The 17,627-nt window shown below is 58.0% G+C and carries 14 protein-coding genes and 1 riboswitch; of the genes, 9 read left to right on the forward strand and 5 right to left on the reverse strand.

Annotated features, from left to right (window positions below):
• Positions 1–168 precede the first annotated feature (168 nt).
• Both PV433_RS28420 and PV433_RS28425 read left to right on the forward strand, forming a co-directional pair.
• Entirely contained in the window at positions 169–1,125 is a 957-nt protein-coding gene (locus PV433_RS28420; RefSeq protein WP_332075382.1) for a VanW family protein, read from the forward strand.
• A gap of 247 nt (positions 1,126–1,372) precedes the next feature.
• On the forward strand, positions 1,373–2,410 hold the full coding sequence (locus tag PV433_RS28425) for an NAD(P)/FAD-dependent oxidoreductase (RefSeq protein ID WP_332075383.1): 1,038 nt from the start codon (positions 1,373–1,375) through the stop codon (positions 2,408–2,410).
• Positions 2,411–2,475: 65 nt separating this feature from the next.
• Here the strand turns inward: PV433_RS28425 and PV433_RS28430 are convergent, their stop codons facing one another.
• The gene (locus tag PV433_RS28430) at positions 2,476–4,140 is read right to left on the reverse strand and encodes an AraC family transcriptional regulator (RefSeq protein WP_332075384.1); all 1,665 of its coding nucleotides are present in this window, start codon (positions 4,138–4,140) and stop codon (positions 2,476–2,478) included.
• Positions 4,141–4,604: 464 nt separating this feature from the next.
• On the opposite strand from PV433_RS28430, the gene PV433_RS28435 reads away from it, so the two are divergent.
• From PV433_RS28435 to PV433_RS28450, 4 genes are all read left to right on the forward strand, one after another.
• Positions 4,605–5,654, forward strand: coding sequence for a FecCD family ABC transporter permease (locus tag PV433_RS28435; RefSeq protein ID WP_332075385.1), 1,050 nt, complete (start codon positions 4,605–4,607; stop codon positions 5,652–5,654).
• A gap of 1 nt (position 5,655) precedes the next feature.
• Positions 5,656–6,690, forward strand: coding sequence for a FecCD family ABC transporter permease (locus PV433_RS28440; RefSeq protein WP_332075386.1), 1,035 nt, complete (start codon positions 5,656–5,658; stop codon positions 6,688–6,690).
• Between the two features lie 509 nt (positions 6,691–7,199).
• A complete protein-coding gene (locus PV433_RS28445; RefSeq protein ID WP_332075387.1) occupies positions 7,200–8,162 on the forward strand; it encodes an ABC transporter substrate-binding protein in 963 nt (320 codons plus the stop codon).
• 125 nt (positions 8,163–8,287) lie between these two features.
• Positions 8,288–9,916: an AraC family transcriptional regulator gene (locus PV433_RS28450; RefSeq protein WP_332075388.1), complete on the forward strand. Its 1,629-nt coding sequence runs from the start codon at positions 8,288–8,290 to the stop codon at positions 9,914–9,916.
• Between the two features lie 205 nt (positions 9,917–10,121).
• Here PV433_RS28450 and PV433_RS28455 read toward each other — a convergent pair whose 3' ends face one another.
• Positions 10,122–10,778 (reverse strand): pyridoxamine 5'-phosphate oxidase family protein, encoded by a 657-nt coding sequence (locus tag PV433_RS28455; protein ID WP_332075389.1) that lies wholly within the window; start codon positions 10,776–10,778, stop codon positions 10,122–10,124.
• 216 nt (positions 10,779–10,994) lie between these two features.
• Between PV433_RS28455 and pdxR the strand changes: the two genes are divergently transcribed.
• The gene (gene pdxR, locus PV433_RS28460; protein ID WP_332075390.1) at positions 10,995–12,488 is read left to right on the forward strand and encodes a MocR-like pyridoxine biosynthesis transcription factor PdxR; all 1,494 of its coding nucleotides are present in this window, start codon (positions 10,995–10,997) and stop codon (positions 12,486–12,488) included.
• A gap of 221 nt (positions 12,489–12,709) precedes the next feature.
• On the opposite strand, the gene asd is transcribed toward pdxR, so the two are convergent.
• The 3 genes from asd to PV433_RS28475 all read right to left on the reverse strand — a co-directional run bounded on the left by asd (position 12,710) and on the right by PV433_RS28475 (position 14,934).
• Entirely contained in the window at positions 12,710–13,495 is a 786-nt protein-coding gene (gene asd / locus PV433_RS28465) for an archaetidylserine decarboxylase (RefSeq protein WP_332075391.1), read from the reverse strand.
• Positions 13,496–13,701: 206 nt separating this feature from the next.
• The gene (locus tag PV433_RS28470) at positions 13,702–13,938 is read right to left on the reverse strand and encodes a hypothetical protein (RefSeq protein WP_190924292.1); all 237 of its coding nucleotides are present in this window, start codon (positions 13,936–13,938) and stop codon (positions 13,702–13,704) included.
• A 132-nt stretch (positions 13,939–14,070) separates the two neighbouring features.
• Positions 14,071–14,934 (reverse strand): alpha/beta hydrolase family protein, encoded by an 864-nt coding sequence (locus PV433_RS28475; RefSeq protein ID WP_332075392.1) that lies wholly within the window; start codon positions 14,932–14,934, stop codon positions 14,071–14,073.
• A gap of 266 nt (positions 14,935–15,200) precedes the next feature.
• A riboswitch (TPP riboswitch) is annotated at positions 15,201–15,309 on the forward strand.
• 162 nt (positions 15,310–15,471) lie between these two features.
• Here PV433_RS28475 and PV433_RS28480 point away from each other — a divergent pair.
• Together PV433_RS28480 and PV433_RS28485 are read left to right on the forward strand one after the other, a co-directional pair.
• Entirely contained in the window at positions 15,472–16,071 is a 600-nt protein-coding gene (locus PV433_RS28480; protein ID WP_332075393.1) for an ECF transporter S component, read from the forward strand.
• A 23-nt stretch (positions 16,072–16,094) separates the two neighbouring features.
• Entirely contained in the window at positions 16,095–17,627 is a 1,533-nt protein-coding gene (locus PV433_RS28485) for an ABC transporter ATP-binding protein (protein WP_332075394.1), read from the forward strand.

Below are 17,627 nucleotides of genomic sequence, written 5' to 3' on the forward strand. Positions count from 1 at the left end.
AGGGTCATTCATCGTGGAAAAGGCTTCGTTTAGAAGCTTTTCTTATTTTCCGGAAAGGCTGCGCTTTCGCACGATTTTTCGGCAGCGGTAATAATTCCGCCGGATGTAGGAAAATGTATCAAGAGGAACTTTTTCTGTTCAACCTACCGGTGGGGAGGGACGCCGATATTGAAAGCCGCATGGATGATCGGACTGCTGCTGCTGGTCCAACAAGTGAACGCCCCAGGGGAAGCCGTAATCCAGCATGAGGGGCAGCGGGTGGCTACGGCCGTTCGCAACGAGTATGCGCTGCCGGGGCAGTCGATGGTCGATAGGGACCGGCTGGGCCGGCTGATGGACGAGCTCGACCGTAACATGTACCGGGCTCCGCAAAATGCGCGAATCGGCGCGAACGGCAGGATCGAGAAGGAGCAGCCCGGCTACAGGTTGAACCGCACCGCGTTCGAGGAGCGGTTTTATTCGTATTTTTACGGAACCGGCCCTTCGGTCATCGATCTGCCGAGGACGGCGCTGTATCCGAAGGTGGACAGCGAGCTGCTGGCCAACATCCGGGTCAAGCCGATCGGGCACTACGTCACCTACTACAATTCGAACAACAAAAACCGGATGCACAATATCTCGACCGCGGTAAAAGCGATTAACAACCATGTGCTCTTCCCCGGAGAGCTGTTCTCGTTTAATCAGGTGGTTGGCGAGCGGACCGAGAAAAGAGGATACCTGAAAGCTCCGATAATCGTAAGGGGAGAGCTGGCCGAGGGGATCGGGGGCGGCATCTGCCAGGTGTCGTCGACGCTGTTCAACGCCGCGGACCGCGCCGGCATGCATATCGTGCAGCGTTATTCGCACAGCCGCAACGTGCCGTACGTGCTGCCCGGACGAGACGCTACCGTGAGCTGGAACGGCCCTGATTTTACCTTTATGAACAAGTACAATCAGCCTGTTCTGATCCGCGCCTTCACGGGCGGAGGCAGTTTGTTCGTCAGCCTGTATTCGTCGGACGTGATCGAATACAAGCCGCGTGAAGTGCCCAGCACGGCGGTACGCATTCCGGAAGAAATCTCGATCGAAACGGATGCGGACGATCCGGGCGGCCCGCCCCGGGCGCGGCAGGAAGAGCGCGAGTAACCGGTAATTCGAGTGCGATGCCCAAATAAACCTCCAAGTTCGCGAGTTCCGCGGATTCGGGGGTTTTTCGCGTTCCGCCGATCAACGGAACGCCTATGCGGGCCGGAGAGGGGGTTCATTTTGTACAAAGATAAGGTTACGTTTGTCCATTGCCATGCCAAGCCATGCGAGGCTACAATAGTCAGGAAGATATTGAGAATCAATATCAATTACAAATACAAAACGTTTTGTTGCGGAGGAACGGGTTATGGTGGAGCCATTGGAATTGTACGACGTGACGATCATCGGCGGCGGCCCTGCCGGGATGTACGCCGCTTTTTATAGCGGAATGCGCGATTTGAAAACAAAGCTGATCGAGGCGAGGGAAGAGCTTGGCGGGCGTATGCTCATTTATCCGGAGAAGATGATCTGGGACGTAGGCGGCTTCGCCCCCGTCGTCTGTCAGCAGCTGATCGCCCAGCTTGCCCAGCAGGCGACCGTGTTCGACCCGACTCTCGTCTTCGGCCAGCATATTAAGCATCTCGAACGGAAAGAAGACGGCACGTTCGTGCTGATAGCCGATTCGGGTGAGAAGCATTGGACGCGGACGGTGGTGCTTGCCCTGGGCCGGGGGATCTTGAAGATGGCGAAGCTGGATATCGAAGGAGCCGACCGGTTCGAGATTACGAATCTTCATTATACGGTGCAGGAGCTAGAGCCGTTCCGCGGCAAACGCGTGCTTATATCGGGAGGAGGCAACTCGGCGGTAGACTGGGCCAACGAGCTGCAGCCGATCGCGCAAAGCGTAACGGTCGTCCATCGGCGTGACATGTTCGGCGGACACGAGAAAAATATTATCCGGATGAAGCAATCCGTTGCGGCTGTCCGTACTCCGTATGCGTTAACCCAGCTGCACAGCGAGAACGGGCAGACGATCGGCAAAGTGACGATCTGCCATGTGGAGACAGGCGAAACCGAGCAGCTGGAGGTCGATGCAGTTATTGTCAATCACGGCCTGAAGTCGGACTTCTCGGGAATAAACCAGTGGGGACTCGAGATGGACGATTGGAACGTGTACGTAAACGGCAAGCTGGAGACGAACGTGCCCGGCATCTATGCCGCCGGTGATTTCGTCAATTTCGACAGCAAGGTGAATCTGATCGCGGGGGCGTTCTCCGACGCCGTGCTGGCGGTCAACAGCGCGAAATTGCATATGGAGCCGGAGGCGCCGCGGATGGCGTACGTCTCGTCGCACAACGACCGGTTCAAAGAGAAAAACCGCGCGCTTGGCGTCGCGGACGAATAACAGCCGTCCCACTTCAGGGGCGGCTGGGCATGAAGCCGGGGCAGGGGGAGTGGCCGAGGCAGGGTTCAAATGTTGGCGAGGAGCAGGCGGGGAAGCGCATCGAGCAGCTTTTCCCGGGTCAGGGCGTCCCCGTAGTTCCATTTGGCCGCTTCCACGCAGTAGACACGGCCGTTCCGGACGGGAGGCAGGCTGTGCCAGAGTGCGCTCTCCATCAACTGCTCCATCGCGACTTTCGATTCGGCGTTTCCCGGCAGCAGCATGAAGATATGGTCTCCCGTATAGGCGGGCAGATGACGCTCCGTTATTTCCGCGAATCCTAAACCGGCGTCCAACAGATCGCGGATTTTGTCCACCGGCTGGAAGCCGTGCGGATGGTACAGCACCGAGGAAAGTCCGGAAGCCCCCATCACGAACAGCCGGTTTCCGTGATCGAATACGAATACGGAAGCCGTCTCGCCCGGCTCGATAACCGACCGAAGCTGCTGCCACACGACAGCGGCTTTATTGTTGTAGGTGTCCAGCCATTTTTCCGCTTCGCGTCTTTTGCCCAGCAGATGTCCGAGCGTAAGCAGCCGCTGGTCGAGAGGGGCGAAGGAGTTAAACGTTACCGTAGGAGCGATTTTCGATATTTTCGTATACTGCTTCTCGTCCGAGCAGGCGAATATGATCAGATCCGGCTTCAGCTCCATCAGCTTGTCCGGGTTGATCGGATTGCCGACGTCCTGCACGTTGCGTACTCGGTCTTTGAAGAAGGTTCGGTTTTTCCAGGAGATATTACCTCCGATCGCGTCGACTCCGAGAGCCAGCAGGTCGCCGAACGTTTCGCCGTAGTAAATGATTCGTTTCGGCTGGGCGGGGATATCGACTTCGTGTCCGGTCCAGTCTCTTACGCGCGTGTTATGCTTCATATATTTGGCATACTGCTTGGGCGTCACGCCTGTCGTTTGGCGGAAGCGGCGGTTGAAATAATATTCGTCGGCAAAGCCGACCCGGCCGGCGATCTCGCGCAAAGGCTCGTCGGAATGGACCAGCAGTTCCTTGGAGCGGTTGATGCGCAGTTCGGTCAAATAATCGAGCGGCTTCTTGCCGGTTAATTCCTGAAAGATCGGGGTGTACTGATAGTAAGGCACCCGGGCCATCTCGGCTAGCTGCTTCACGGTTACGCTGTGCATGTAATTGTTCCGCATATAACGGATCGTCGATGCCACCGCTTGCGTGGAGTTGGCGGGACCGGCGAACTCGAGGTTGTGCTCGATCAGAAAACGGATCAGTTCCTGAAGCCGGATGTGCCGGTTCATCGATTCGATATCGCCGTCGCTGTCTTTCGCGTCATACAGCTCCTCGGCGAGACGAATCAGCCTGGAGAACGGATAAGCGGTCATTTCGAGCCGGCCGGAGAACAGGCTGCCGGTGTACGTCTCGGTCCGTTGATCCGCGATATGGACGGCGGCAAAGGCAAGCTGGTAATACCGGAGCGAGCTGTCGAATCCGTTGACGGCCCGGTAGGTGCGGCCCGGCGGGAGCAGGTAGCATTTGTCGGTCTTCAGAAGGACCGTCGTATCGCCGGTATGGAGACTGCCGCTTCCGTTCGTTACGATCAGAAGCGTATACCGATCGCTGGTTTGTATATCGGAATCCCATCCGACAGGGCGGACGGACAGGCTGATGCCGGTCATATGAAATAGCAGGGAGCGAAACGGGACGGAAGTTGTCGGCTGTGAACCCATCATTCGTGCCTCCTTCAGGCAGGACATATTCGGAAGGATATTGATAATCATTATCAGTCATAATTCATGATATAAGATTTCGGATCGCCGCTCAACCGAAAAAACGTATTTTTCTCGGGAATGTTAAATTTGTACAAAAAAACTTTGATTTTGTCTATTGCCAAGGAGCGGTCAGCTGATCTACTATTTATAATTGAAATTGAGAATCAATATCAATCGTCATCTTGCTATAAGTGCTTGTTCAAAAAGTCCGGTTTTCAGCACCGAGAAGATGGGATGAAGCTAGGAAATGAGGAGCGGAGCGTAGTGAAAGCTTTTGTGAGCACCGGAAGTTCCGGCTGAATTCCATATTCGATGTCGAGCAGGCTTCCTGTATCTGCTTCGTGATCAAAAGTGGACTTTTTGAACTACCTCTAATAGAGGCGATCGAAATAATTGGTCCAACCAATGTGACAAAGGTGGCACTCATGAATCCAACAAGGAATGAAGCAACGGCTTCGAAGTCTCCCGTACAAGTCCGTTCCCGTCCGTGGGCGGCGACCCTCATCTTGATCGGAGGGGTGTTCGCGCTGATGCTCGGGATCGCGGTATCCGTGTCGTTCGGAGCGGCGGATATCAAGCTGTCCGTCGTATGGGAGGCAATCTTCAGGTTTAATCCCGATCTGACGCAGCATCAGATTATTCAGGAGCTCCGTCTGCCCCGCGTGCTGGGGGGAGCGATGGTCGGCGCCTGCTTCGCCGTAGCCGGGGCGATCATGCAGGGGATGACGCGCAACCCGCTTGCGGACAGCGGACTGCTGGGGCTGAACGCAGGCGCAGGTTTCATGCTGGCGATCTGTTTCGCCTTTTTGCCCGGCCTGCCGTTTATGTATCTGATCCTGTTCTCGTTCCTTGGCGCAGCGATCGGAGCCATACTCGTATACGGCATCGGCTCCCTCGCCAAAGGCGGCTTGACCCCGGTGCGACTCGTGCTTGCCGGCGCGGCGTTAAGCGCCCTGTTGTCGGCATTAAGCGAAGGAATCGCGCTATATTTCCGGATCGGCCAAGACTTGGCTTTCTGGTACGCCGGGGGAGTGGCGGGAACGAAATGGTTCCAGCTCAAAATTATGTTTCCGTGGATTGCCGCGGCCATTATCGGAGCGATTATTTTGTCGCGCTCGATCACGATGTTGAGCCTGGGCGAGGATGTGGCCAAGGGGCTCGGCCAGCGGACGGGACTCGTGAAGCTGGCCGGAACGGTGCTCGTGCTGATTCTGGCGGGAGCTGCGGTATCGGTCGTCGGCGCCGTCGGATTTGTCGGACTTATTATTCCTCACCTGACCCGTTATATGGTCGGCGTCGATTATCGCTGGATCATTCCGTGCTCGGCGGTGCTCGGCAGCCTGCTGGTCGTCTTCGCCGATCTGGCGGCCAGAATGGTCAATCCGCCGTTTGAGACTCCGGTCGGGGCGCTGATCGCGCTCATCGGCGTTCCGTTCTTCCTTTACCTGGCGCGTAAAGAAAGGAGGGAGCTGTAGGATGGAGCGTGTGTCTCTGATAAGAAGCGAGAAACAGAAAAGAAGGCGGAATGTTACCGTCCTCGTTGTACTCGGGCTGTTCATCGTCACCGCCTTTATGATCAGTATGAACACCGGTTATATCCGGCTTTCTCCGGTGGAGCTGATTCAGACGTTATTCGGGATGGGAACGAAGAAGCAATCGCTCATTTTGTTCGAATTCCGCCTGCCGCGCATCGTCATTTCGCTGCTGATCGGCGCCGGACTCGCCGTCTCGGGCTGTATCATGCAAGGGATATCGCGCAATGCGCTCGCCGACCCGGGTATACTTGGGATCAACGCGGGAGCGGGATTAACCGTGATGATGTTCATATCGTTTTATCCGGCGACGGCGGCCGCACCGGTCTTCATGCTACCGCTCGTCGCGCTGGTCGGCGCGGGACTGACTGCGATTCTGATCTACTCGCTGGCGTACAAGCGGCATCACGGCATAGCGCCGATCCGGCTGCTGCTGACCGGTATCGCCGTGGCCGCAGGGATTAGCGCGGCGACCATCGTCATGACGCTGCGGCTTAGTCCGGAGAAGTATCAGTTTGTCGCGACATGGATGGCCGGGAGCATCTGGGGGGCGAACTGGAAGTTCGTGCTTGCGCTGCTGCCGTGGCTCATCATCTTGCTGCCGTTCGTCTTCTACAAGGCGCGCGTCATGAATGTGCTGAATCTGGGGGATCAGACCGCGACCGGGCTTGGCGCGCCGGTGGAGAAGGAGCGGCTCGTCCTGCTCGCGGCAGCGGTCGGTCTGGCCGGCTCCTGCGTGGCGGTAAGCGGCAGCATCGGCTTCGTCGGGCTGATCGCTCCGCATCTCGCACGCCGCCTCGTCGGTCAGAAGCATCAGATGCTGCTGCCGGCCGCCGCGCTTGCCGGTGCGCTTCTGGTCATTACGGCCGATACGATCGGCCGCTGGATTTTACAGCCTTCGGAAATTCCTACGGGGATCGTGGTGGCCGTAATCGGCGCGCCTTACTTCCTGTATTTGCTGGCCAAATCGAAATCCTGATCGGTGAAGCCGGGCAAAGCGAGATGCGCTGTCAAGATCGATGCTAGGGGGATGTGGAACGGCGTGCCCGCCACGGCGGAATGCTCGTTGCAGGGCGGCGAGGAGGCGCGCATTTCCGCACGAGTGGCCGCGTATGTTGCGGACGGTTATTTTGCGCAAGCGGGCCGTCCGGCGTGTATCATAGGGATGAGCTATTCGAGCTCGACCGTGTGCTGACCGGGATCGGAGCAACGGACGACGTGGACATCCGCTTGAACGGCAGACCGTAGTAGGAGGCGCGGCTTGACGATTCGCTGCCGCCGGAGGCCCCTTTCCGAGAGAACAGGTCCCGCCGCGCGGAGGCGGGCTGCACCCCAACCGCGTTTGTATAAAAAAAGAGTAGAGTATGTGTATTGTGGCGCCAAAAAGATGTGAGATATAATGATCCCGAACGAAAATGAGAATGATTATCATTGAAATTCCGCTCTCTTTTCGTACCTTTTTGGTTAGACATAGGAGTGAACGCGGTTATGGCAAGATCACGTCGAATGCTGGCGGTAGGGATGACGCTGCTGCTCGTTCTGGCCGTCGGCTTGACAGGATGCGGAGCAACCCATAACGAGACGCCGGCAGCCGGCCAGACAGATGCGAACGAGGGGAAAACAAGGGTTGTCAAAGGGGAGTTCGGAGACGTTACGATTCCCGTCAAGCCGAAGAAGGTAGCGGGGATTTACGTCGAGGATTACTTGCAGGCGCTTGGCGTAACGCCGGTCGTCCAGTGGTATCACCCGAACTGGGGCAAGCAGGACTATTTGGGACTGAACGTGCCGACGTTCGATACAACCGGGAGCATCGAGGCGCTTGTCGCGGCCGGGCCGGATCTGATCATCGTCGACGGCGGGGTGGATGCGGCCAAGTACGAGCTGTACTCCAAAGTGGCGCCGACGTATCGTCTGCCGGAAGCCGTGTTGCAGAGCCCGCCGGAAATAGTAAAGAAAATTGCCGATGTGCTCGGCATCCCGGAGAAAGCCGAAAGCGTGCTGGCGGAATACAATCGGAAGATGGCGGACGCGAAGGCGAAGCTCGACAAAGCGGTCGGCGAACAGACGGTGGCGGTCGTCCGGATTAATGTGGGAGACAAATCGCTGGCTCTGTTCGGCATCAATAACCGGTATACCGGCAACATTTACTCCGAGCTTGGACTCGCGCCGCACCGGTTTGTCAAGGAGATGAAGGAGTTCCAGGCCGTCTTGTCCGAGGAGAAACTCCCCGAGCTGGACGCCGATCATCTGATCGTCTTTCCATCCAACGGAAGCTGGACGTCCGAGGAGAACAAGGAAGCGGTCAAGCTGCTGGACAGCCCGCTGTGGAAGTCGATTCCCGCCGTCAAGAACGGGCATGTGTACAAGGCGGAGCGGACGCACTGGCAGTCCGGCGCGGTTATGGCGAATAAGGCGAAAACGGACGATATTTTGAAATGGCTCGTGAAATAAGGAGACATGCCCCGCAGATCGGATAAAGCGGATCGGGAAAGCCGTCAACAGCAGTTGATGTGCTTTCCTTTTTTCTATATACTTAACTTGAAAATGATAACCATTCTCATTAAAGGTGAGCCGAAATGAAACAGGTAACGGAGCCGGCCCCGTTGGTCCGGACTTTGTTTTATGTGCTGAAGGATATCCAGTATAACGTAAGAGCTTCGAGATGGCAGGAACACGGTAAGACCGGCGGTCATTTTACCCTATGGGTCATTACCGGAGGTTCCGGAACGATCGATATCGGCGGCAACCGGCTTCCGCTCGGCCGGGGGACGTGTTGTCTCGCCGATCCGGATGCGGCTGTCGAACTGACGGCAGATGAGGACGGCCTGATCTACTATCGGGTCTCGTTCGAGCCGTGGAGCGTATGCGGGGCAGGCTCCGGCTCCGGGACCGGTCAGAACGAGCCGTCCGGCGGCGGATTTCCGTTCCAGGGAGAAGCGTTGTGTCATCCGTTCTCCACGTGTATGGACTATTTGGAATCAATCTACCGCCACCGGGATTCGGACGACGATCTGGAGCAGTTGGACAACCATGTGAGGTTTCAGGAATGGATGCGGTTCCTCTTGGCGCAAAATCGTTCCTCGAGCTATGAAGGAAATATGCGCCAAGCGGTGGAGCAATCGATCGAGCTTATTAAGGAGCAATACCGGGACGTGTGGACGGTGAACGCGCTGGCGGATCGGGCGAATGTCGCACGCTGGCAGTACTCGCGTCTGTTTAAGGAACTGACCGGACAAATTCCGCTGGATTACTTGAACGGGGTCCGGATCGACCGCGCCAAAAAGCTGCTGCTGACGACGGACGACCGGCTGTACGATATCGCCCAAAACGTCGGTTTCAGCAACGAATATTATTTCAACCGCCGGTTCAAGCAAACGCTCGGGATCTCTCCCGGCCAGTACCGCCGCCATTACCGGGAACATGCCCGCGTGTTCGCCCCTTTCCTGGAAGATTTTCTCGTGGCGCTCGGCATTACGCCGGTCGTCGAATGCTCCCACCGCGGCTGGGGGAGACAGGAATACCTCGGCTTGCACGATGTGCCCGTCCTCGACCTGGCAGAGGAGGATGAAGACGATCTATCCCGGCATCACCCGGACTTCATTATGCTGGACAGCGGATTCGACAAATGGATACCGAACGACCGGCTGGGCCGGCTGGCCCCGACCTTCCATATGCCGCATCCGGGTGAAGACTGGCGCTCGACGCTGCATAAAGCGGCGCGTCTGCTCGGGCGGACGGACCGGGTGGAGGAAGTGATCCGGCATTATGAGCAGAAAGCGCGCGACGCCCGCAGCGTGCTCGGCCGGTCGACCCGCGGCCAGACGGTCGCCTTTTTACGCATATCGGCGCTTGGCATAAGTTTGTACGCCGGGCCGGACTACGGTTATACCGGGCCGATCCTGTACAAGGATCTGGGGCTTGCACCGCATTCCCTCGTGATGGAGATGGAGCAGGAGACGAGAAAGATGAATTTGCCTCCGGAATGGCTGGAGCGGCTGGACGCGGACCATCTCTTTATAACGTTCGACCGGCGGCATTCCTCTGTGCCGGGAGAGGAACGGGCGATACTGGAGACGGCTTCGTGGCAGGCGCTGCCGGCAGTAAAGAAACGGTGCGTATACGAGGTCGATTTTATGACCTGGATGAACTACGGGGTTATCTCTAACAGCAAAAAGATCGACGATGTGCTGAAGGTGCTCGCTTGACAGGCGGGGGCATTCGGCAACAGCTTCTGCGGCCCGCTCGTTCGAGGGCGAACTGCATCTGTCGTCCGGCTGGACGGACGATAAGCGGCGACCGCACCCGCGCTGCACATTCGCGCCGGTAGCCGTGCGATCGCTGCTTCCGCTTACGCAGTCGCTTTCTTATCCAAGCGTAGAGCTTGAATAGGGAACGGCTGCGTTTTTGGGTTTATGAATGGGCGCCATCTCCTGCGGGCGCTTCGTGTATTGGGCATCTGCCCGAATATTTCCGCATCAGCTCCGCCGTCTGCAGGTCGCCTTCCATACCCCGCTGCTCCAATCCGCTGCATACCCGTGCGAACCGTTCCTCGTTCAAATGTTGGCCGAAGGCAAATTTGGCGGTAAGCGACTCCGCTGCCAGCCGCAGGACGGCCACGCCGCGAATTCGCGGCAAGTAATCCGGATCGGCCGGATCGATCGGCTCGTAGCCGCCTTCGGGCTGCAGCTTGCGCATCAGCGCCCCGAGCACCTCCGCTTTCTCCTCGACGCTTTCGACAAGCTCCGCCTGCCCCCGGATCAGGACGGATTTGAAATAGGCGGTCGCCGGGCAGGCCAGCTTCGGATCGCTGAAGTAGGAAGGGACGATGGCGTATTCTTTGCTGACGGAAAACGACACTTTGCCGCTCGCCCGGATCATCTCCATCTTGTGCCCCGCCTTGCTGCCGTGCAAATAGACCTGATTGCGGTGATAGACGAAGTTGACCGGCACGGCATACGGCCACTCCTCGCCCTGGATCGCCAGCGTTCCGTAGCTCATCTCGCTCATAAACCGGTTAATCTCTTCCTCGGACGTCATCTCGTACGCGGTTCTTCGGATTGTGCTCATACGGTCGGGCCCCCTTCCATTTTTTCTTATCATAAACAAAGGATTGACAACAGAAAAGCGCCAATTATGATAGAAATTAATAGACCATTGAAACGTTGGCTGCCGGATTTGTGACTTTGTTGGCGGATTCGGCTGTGAACTAAAGCCGCGGAAGGGTTGATTTTGCGCATCGGCGGTTTTTGAGGCGGATAGGCCAATTGAAGGGGAGGAGTACATATGACCGATTTTCATCTGCCATTAAATCTATATTTGGAGCGGTATCCGTTAAAATATTCTGCATTGTATCATGCGCTGAGGGATGCGATCACATCCAGCCGGCTGGAGTATGGCATGAAGCTGCCTTCGAGCCGGGAGCTCGGCGGGTTGTACGGGCTGTCCCGCGGCGTCGTTTGCCAGGTGTACGAGATGCTGGCGGCGGAGGGGTACGTCGTGTCCGGAGTCGGCCGGGGGACGTTCGTCGCTTACCGGCATGATCGTCAGCCGGAGGGAGGAGCGAACGTGCAAACCGAATTCGAGCTGTCCGCGTGGGGGCGGCGGATGTCCGGGCTGCCGCTGCGCCAGCCAGCTTCCGGGACGGACGGCGACATCCGCTTCGTGATCGGGTACAGCGACCGGAATCATTTCCCCAAGCAGGCTTGGAACCGGACGTTGTACGCCCAGGTGAGGGGGATGCACGGTACGTATTACGGCGACGGATTCGCCTCGCAAGGGCATCTGGCGCTGCGGGAGGCGATCTGCCGCCACCTGCTCCGGACGCGCGGTATCGAAGCAGTGCCCTCGTCCATCGCGATCGTTAACGGATCGATGCAGGCGATCGCGCTGCTCGCCCAGCTGCTGATCGACCCCGGAGAACCGGTCGTCACGGAAAATCCGTGTTATTCCGGCATCTTGTCCGCGATCCGGGCGGCCGGAGGCGAAGCGGTCGCCGCCTGCACCGACCGGCATGGACTCGTTCCGGACGACTGGGAGGCCAAGCTCATCTTCGTCACGCCGAGCCGGCAGTTCCCGACGGGAGCGGTGCTCAGTCTGGAGCGGCGACAGCAGCTGCTCGCCTGGGCGTCCCGGCGGGGAGCGGTCGTCGTCGAGGACGATTACGACAGCGAGTTCCGTCACCTGGGCAGGCCGATCGAGCCGCTTAAGCTGCTTGACCGCGAAGACCGGGTCGTGTATATCGGCACCTTCTCGCTGACGATGATGCACCATTTCCGGATCGGCTATGCGGTGCTGCCGGCGGCGCTCCGGGAGCCTTTCCTGCGCGCCCGTCAGCTGTTCGAGCCGCACCCGACCGCGATCCTCGAGCAGCGGGCGCTCGCCTCGTTTATGAACAGTGGCGAGTATGAGCGCCATTTGCGCCGGATGGGACGGTTATACAGCCGGAAATTCGAGCTGCTTCAAAGTTTGCTGAAGGACACGGAGCAGCTGGCCGAATTGTTCGAGCCGGTGGCTTCCGACGCGGGGCTGCACCTGTTTGCGCGGTGGAAGCGATCTGCTGACGAGTATGGCCGATTCCGCCAGTTCTGTCACGATTCCGGCGTCACTTGGACGGACGGCACCGGCTATTACCTGGAACGTCCGGTCCCGTCGGCCTGCTTCGGCTTCGCTCATTTGGAAGAGAATGAAATTAAGGAAGGTGTCGTCCGGATGGCGGCAGCTGCCGCTCGTTTGCAGCGCGTTATGCACGATTCGCCAGCGGGGAAGGATTTGGACTGAGGCTTTTTTTTAGTAGAGAATGTTTCATGGGAAAGGAAAGGGAAAGGGCCGATCCCGGCGCTTCGAGCGCGAAGAATCAGCCCTTCTGCCAAGATCGGCAGCGATGGATCAGGTTGGGGCATTAACAGCCGCAATGTTGATTTCGTAAGTTCCTGCTGTATTGAATTTGAATTGAAACTGACCGTCTGTCGTACGCAAGCGGATGCATGTCCATGCGCAGATTATTTGTCGATCAGCGTGCCCAGCGACTCGCCCATCTTTACTTTGCTGCCGACGGCGAGGTCGGATCGCGGCACGAAGATGTCATTTTCGGTTAACAGGACGACGGTCGAGCCGAATTCGAAATAGGCCAGATCGCCGCCCCGCTCCAGCTTGTCCGGAAGCGGTTCCGCATAGCGGATGCTGCTTACGTTGAGAGCGCCTACCTTGACGACGGCAATCTCTCCGCACTCGTGATCGATATACGTAATCAGCCGCTCGTTCCGGCTTAACACCCGCTTCATCTCACGAAGACCGAAATCGTTGACCGGGTACACTTTTCCTTTGACATGCTCCTTCTCCACAATCGTCCCGGTAACGGGGGAGTGAATCCGGTGATAGTCGGTGGGGCTTAAATACAGCACAAAAAAGAAACCGTTCCGGTAGTTTAACGTTCTGGGGGAACGGTTGAGCAGTTCATCCACGGTATAGTCCTGGCCTTTGACGTTCAGCATCGTGCCCGATTGAATCGATCCCATGCCGGTTATCAGCGCATCCACGGGGCTCAGCAGCGCGTCGGCCCGTTCGGCGAGCGGGCGAAGGCCCGGTTTTAGGCGCCGGGTAAAAAACTCGTTAAGCGACCGGTATTCCCCGATCGTCTTCTCCGCATCCTCGATCGGGATGCCGTAGGACTTGGCGAATTGCGGAATAAAGTACCGGCTTGCCTTGGACTTTGCGAAAGCGCCGGTCATGCGGGACACCCACTTGCGTGAGGAGAGTTCAGTCAATAGTCGAAATAACGGTTTCATTCAGTTCGTCCACCTGTTCCGTTCCCCGTCGTTAAGCGGTCCCGGTGCCGAAGCGGGAAACCGTTCGGCCGCGCCGCCGGGGGCAATCATACCTTAGTTTGACACAGAAACGAACGAAGCGCAACAAGTGCGGTCCCCATGAAGGCGAATCCCGGTCTCAGCCGTTCCGGCGTAAGCCGAAAGACGGCACGGAGGGAGCGGTCTGATCAGCCGCCTGACGCGATATCCTGACGCTCGTTCTTGTTGCTGCGCTTATATTCCTGGCAGGACAGACAGGTAGCGGTATTCGTATGTACCGGGATGGAGCAGCCGGAATACTTGACGCATTGTATCGGCGTTTTGTCTTCGGGATCCAAGGAGATTTGCACACAGAAGCGGCACCCGGAAATTAATTCGTGCGTGACGTTCAGCATCGTCTGCTTCAGCTTGACGATTTCTTTCATATTGTTGCGACTCCTTTGTCGACGTATCGGACCCATGGACACTCCTGCAAATAATCCGGATCGTACAGGCTTAGTCCTATCGTATCATACCAAAATGATTATTGTCACTATTTCCCAAATGATCCAGCGCGTTTATTCGAGGTCGGCCGGTCTTTGGAGCATGCGTTCCCGGATCTCCCTCCCAGTGGCGGCAATCGCTTCGTCCAGAGGCGTCGTGGAACCGGTGAACGGATGTTTCGCGCCGAACGTATGATCGCCTCCGGCTATGTGAATCCAAGGGACCGACGGAGCGGCCGATACGAGCTTCTCCGATCCGGCCCACAAGCTGCGGAAATCGTCCGTGCCTTGAATGAGCACGAGCGGCACTTGCAGCTGAGGGATTCGGGCGATTATATCGAACCGGTCGCGGTTGCGCGCCAGATCGTCCGCGATGACCCTCTCAAGCGGCATGCGCTGCTTCGTGCGCGCGTTGTCAATGTAGGCGATGCCGTCCTCGCGCATCGCGCGCAGCGCGGGCTCGCCGAATATCGCGGGGAACGACGTCGAGCCGTTCCAGGAGACGACCCCGTCGACGAGCGCCGGTTCATCCAGCGCCAGCACGATCGACTCGCCGCCGCCGCGGCTATGGCCTACAAGTACGACCCGTTCCGCTACCGGCTGTCTGCCCGCCACCGGCAGCTTGCCTTCGCGAACGAGGACGACGACATCTTTTAAATCTTCCAGATCACCGGTAAACGTTTGCTTTCCGAATTTGTCCAGCTCGTCGAAATCGGTTAGAGACGCCCCGACTCCGTTGCGGGACAGATTAAAGCGAATTACATCGAACGTCTCGGCGAGCCGCCCGGCCGCATAGGGGAACATTCCCCAGTCCTTGAACCCTTTGAAGCCGTGCACCAAAATGACGGTCGCTTGCGGGTTCGGGCGCAAGGCCGGGTGGAAATCCCCGCGGATGATCCGCTCCGGTCCTTGCTCATATTGAAACGAAATCGAACTCATGGTCAGGTCCTCCATTCCATATGTAATCGGATACAGCTTGGGGAAGCGATGTACGGGAATAAGCGGTTACATTCCCATGCGAACTAACCGATCAAAACGTTACCGATGAGGCGCGCCCGGGGTGTTGAAAGTGGTTTGCTTTCATTGAAGCATTGCTGCGGAGCTGTGTCAATTTGCCATGCTCCGAAATGGACGAATCGCTAAAGTATTCGCAGCGTTTGCCGGAAAAGGGGATATTGACAACAACATAAATCGTGTTAAGATAAGGGTGTCACTAGGGGAGCCCGGCAGGGCTGAGATTGGATGTGCGCACATCCTAGACCCTTCGAACCTGATCTGGATGATGCCAGCGTAGGGAAGTGGGACACCTGACCGTTCGAACCGATCGTTTCATTCGAATGCCAGTCCACCTCTAGGGGGGTGGACTTTTTTGCGTCTTACGGGTCCCGGCGATTGCCCGGATTAGGGAGCGAGGCTGTCCGCCGCATGCCGGCAGGCGGCAAAGAGACATCAATAGGAGAAAAGGAGAGGATACCAGTGTCTAACGTATTGCAAAGCTCCAAAGGATTAAAGCTGACCGACATTCTGGTCACGGTCGTCATTGCGATCGTCTTCGGCGTCATCTTCCGGGTATGGGGATCGGTATACGACCTCGTCAAAATTTTCGGCTTGCAGGCCGAGCAGCTCGCGTACGGCATGTGGTTTATTGCGGCTACCGTAGCGTTTCTGATTATACGCAAGCCCGGAGTCGCACTGCTTGGCGAAGTATCGGCCGCCGTGTTCGCGATGCTGATCGGTTCGCAGTACAGCGTAGAGTCGCTCACTTACGGACTTGCGCAAGGGATCGGAGCGGAGATCGTATTCGCCTTGTTCGGCTACCGCTCGTATTCGCTGGCCGTCGCCTGTCTGGCCGGAATCGGAGCGGGCCTCGGCTCGCTGGGAATGGACTGGTACAAAGGTTATCTGATCGAACTGCAAGGCTGGAACTTGACGCTGTACTTCGTGTTCCGCTTCATCAGCTGTATCGTCATTACGGGCGGCGTCGCCTATTATCTGGTCAAAGCGCTCGACGCAACCGGCGTTACCCGGATCGTACGTCCGGTAACCGAAGCGGACCGGCGCTCGCTGCACGATTAATTTTAGCATCGGAGTGATTCTGCATGAACGCTGCGGCGGGAGTCGAACAGCTAAGGCTTAAATTTCCCGGCGCGCCGGCGCTGACGTTCCGGGACTTGTCGTTTGAGGTGAAGCGCGGGGAAAAGGTGCTGCTGCTCGGACCTAGCGGATGCGGCAAATCGACGCTGCTGCAGGTGCTGTCCGGGTTAATCCCGCGGGCGGTGGACGTGCCGGTGACGGCCCACCTGATCGTCGTGCCGGAGCGGTGGGCGTTCGTTTTTCAAGATCCGGATACGCAGTTTTGCATGCCCTTTGTCGATGAGGAGCTTGCCTTCGTCCTGGAAAATCTGCTCGTTCCGCGCGAAGAGATGAAGCAGCGGATGGGCGCGCTGCTCAGTCAGGTCGGATTGGAGCTTGAGGAGCTGCACACCCCAATAGCGGCGCTGTCCCAAGGGATGAAGCAGCGGCTCGCGATCGCAAGCGCGCTGGCGCTTGAGCCCGACGTGCTCTTCGTCGACGAGCCGACCGCGCTGCTCGATCCGGAAGGGACGAAGCAGGTATGGGAGACGATCCGCAAGGCGGGGGAAGGGAAAACGGTCATCATCGTCGAGCATAAGATCGACGAGATCGTCGATTATATCGATCGCGTCGTCCTGTTCGGCAAATCGGGGGAGATTACGGCGGACGGCCCGGCGGCGGATCTATTCGCCAATTACGGTCATCGCCTCGCCGAAGACGGAATCTGGTACCCCGGCGTCTGGGACGATTATATCCGCAGCGGCCGTTATGCGCCATGGACCGAAGAGCCGGAAGCGGCTTCGGCCGGGCCGCTCATCCGACTCGACCGGTTCGAGGTATGGCGCGGCAAGAAGCGGAAGCAGTACGTGGAATCGGCGGAAGTGTCCGCTGGCGAATGGATCGCCGTAACCGGTCCCAACGGGGCGGGCAAAAGCACGCTGCTTCTCGGCTTGATGGGGCTGCTTCAGACGGCCGGCGGATACGAGCTGAACGGCAGGCCGGCGGAGCAGACACGCGAGTTATCGGCCGAGATCGCCTTCGTGTTCCAAAATCCCGAGTTTCAATTCGTCACCAACTCGGTTTATGACGAGGTCGCCTTCTCGCTCCGGCAGGAGAAGCGGCCGGAAGCCGAGGTGGAAGCGAAAACGTCCGGGCTGCTGGCGGACTTCGATCTGACGCAGCGGAAGGACAATCATCCGTTTCAACTGTCGCTCGGGCAGAAACGCCGTCTCAGCGTCGCCTCGGCGATCGTGAAGGAGCAGCGCATCCTGCTGCTGGACGAACCGACATTCGGTCAGGATGCGAAAAATACGTTCGCATTGCTGGAACGGCTGGAAGCATGGCGCAGACAAGGGACCGCGATTGTGATGGTGACGCACGATCCGGATATTGTAAGCCGGTTCGCCACCCGGATCTGGGAAGTTCGCGACGGACGGCTGGAGCACGATCTGCGCGGGACGCGGCAGCTCGCCGAGGCGGCAGAATCGGCAGAGCCGGCAGCGGCAGAGGCACTTCCGGAGAAGGAATCGGAACTCGTTCAGAGAGGAGGGAGCCGCTAA

This window comes from Paenibacillus sp. GYB004 (assembly GCF_036577605.1).
GTDB lineage: Bacteria > Bacillota > Bacilli > Paenibacillales > NBRC-103111 > Paenibacillus_AB > Paenibacillus_AB oceani.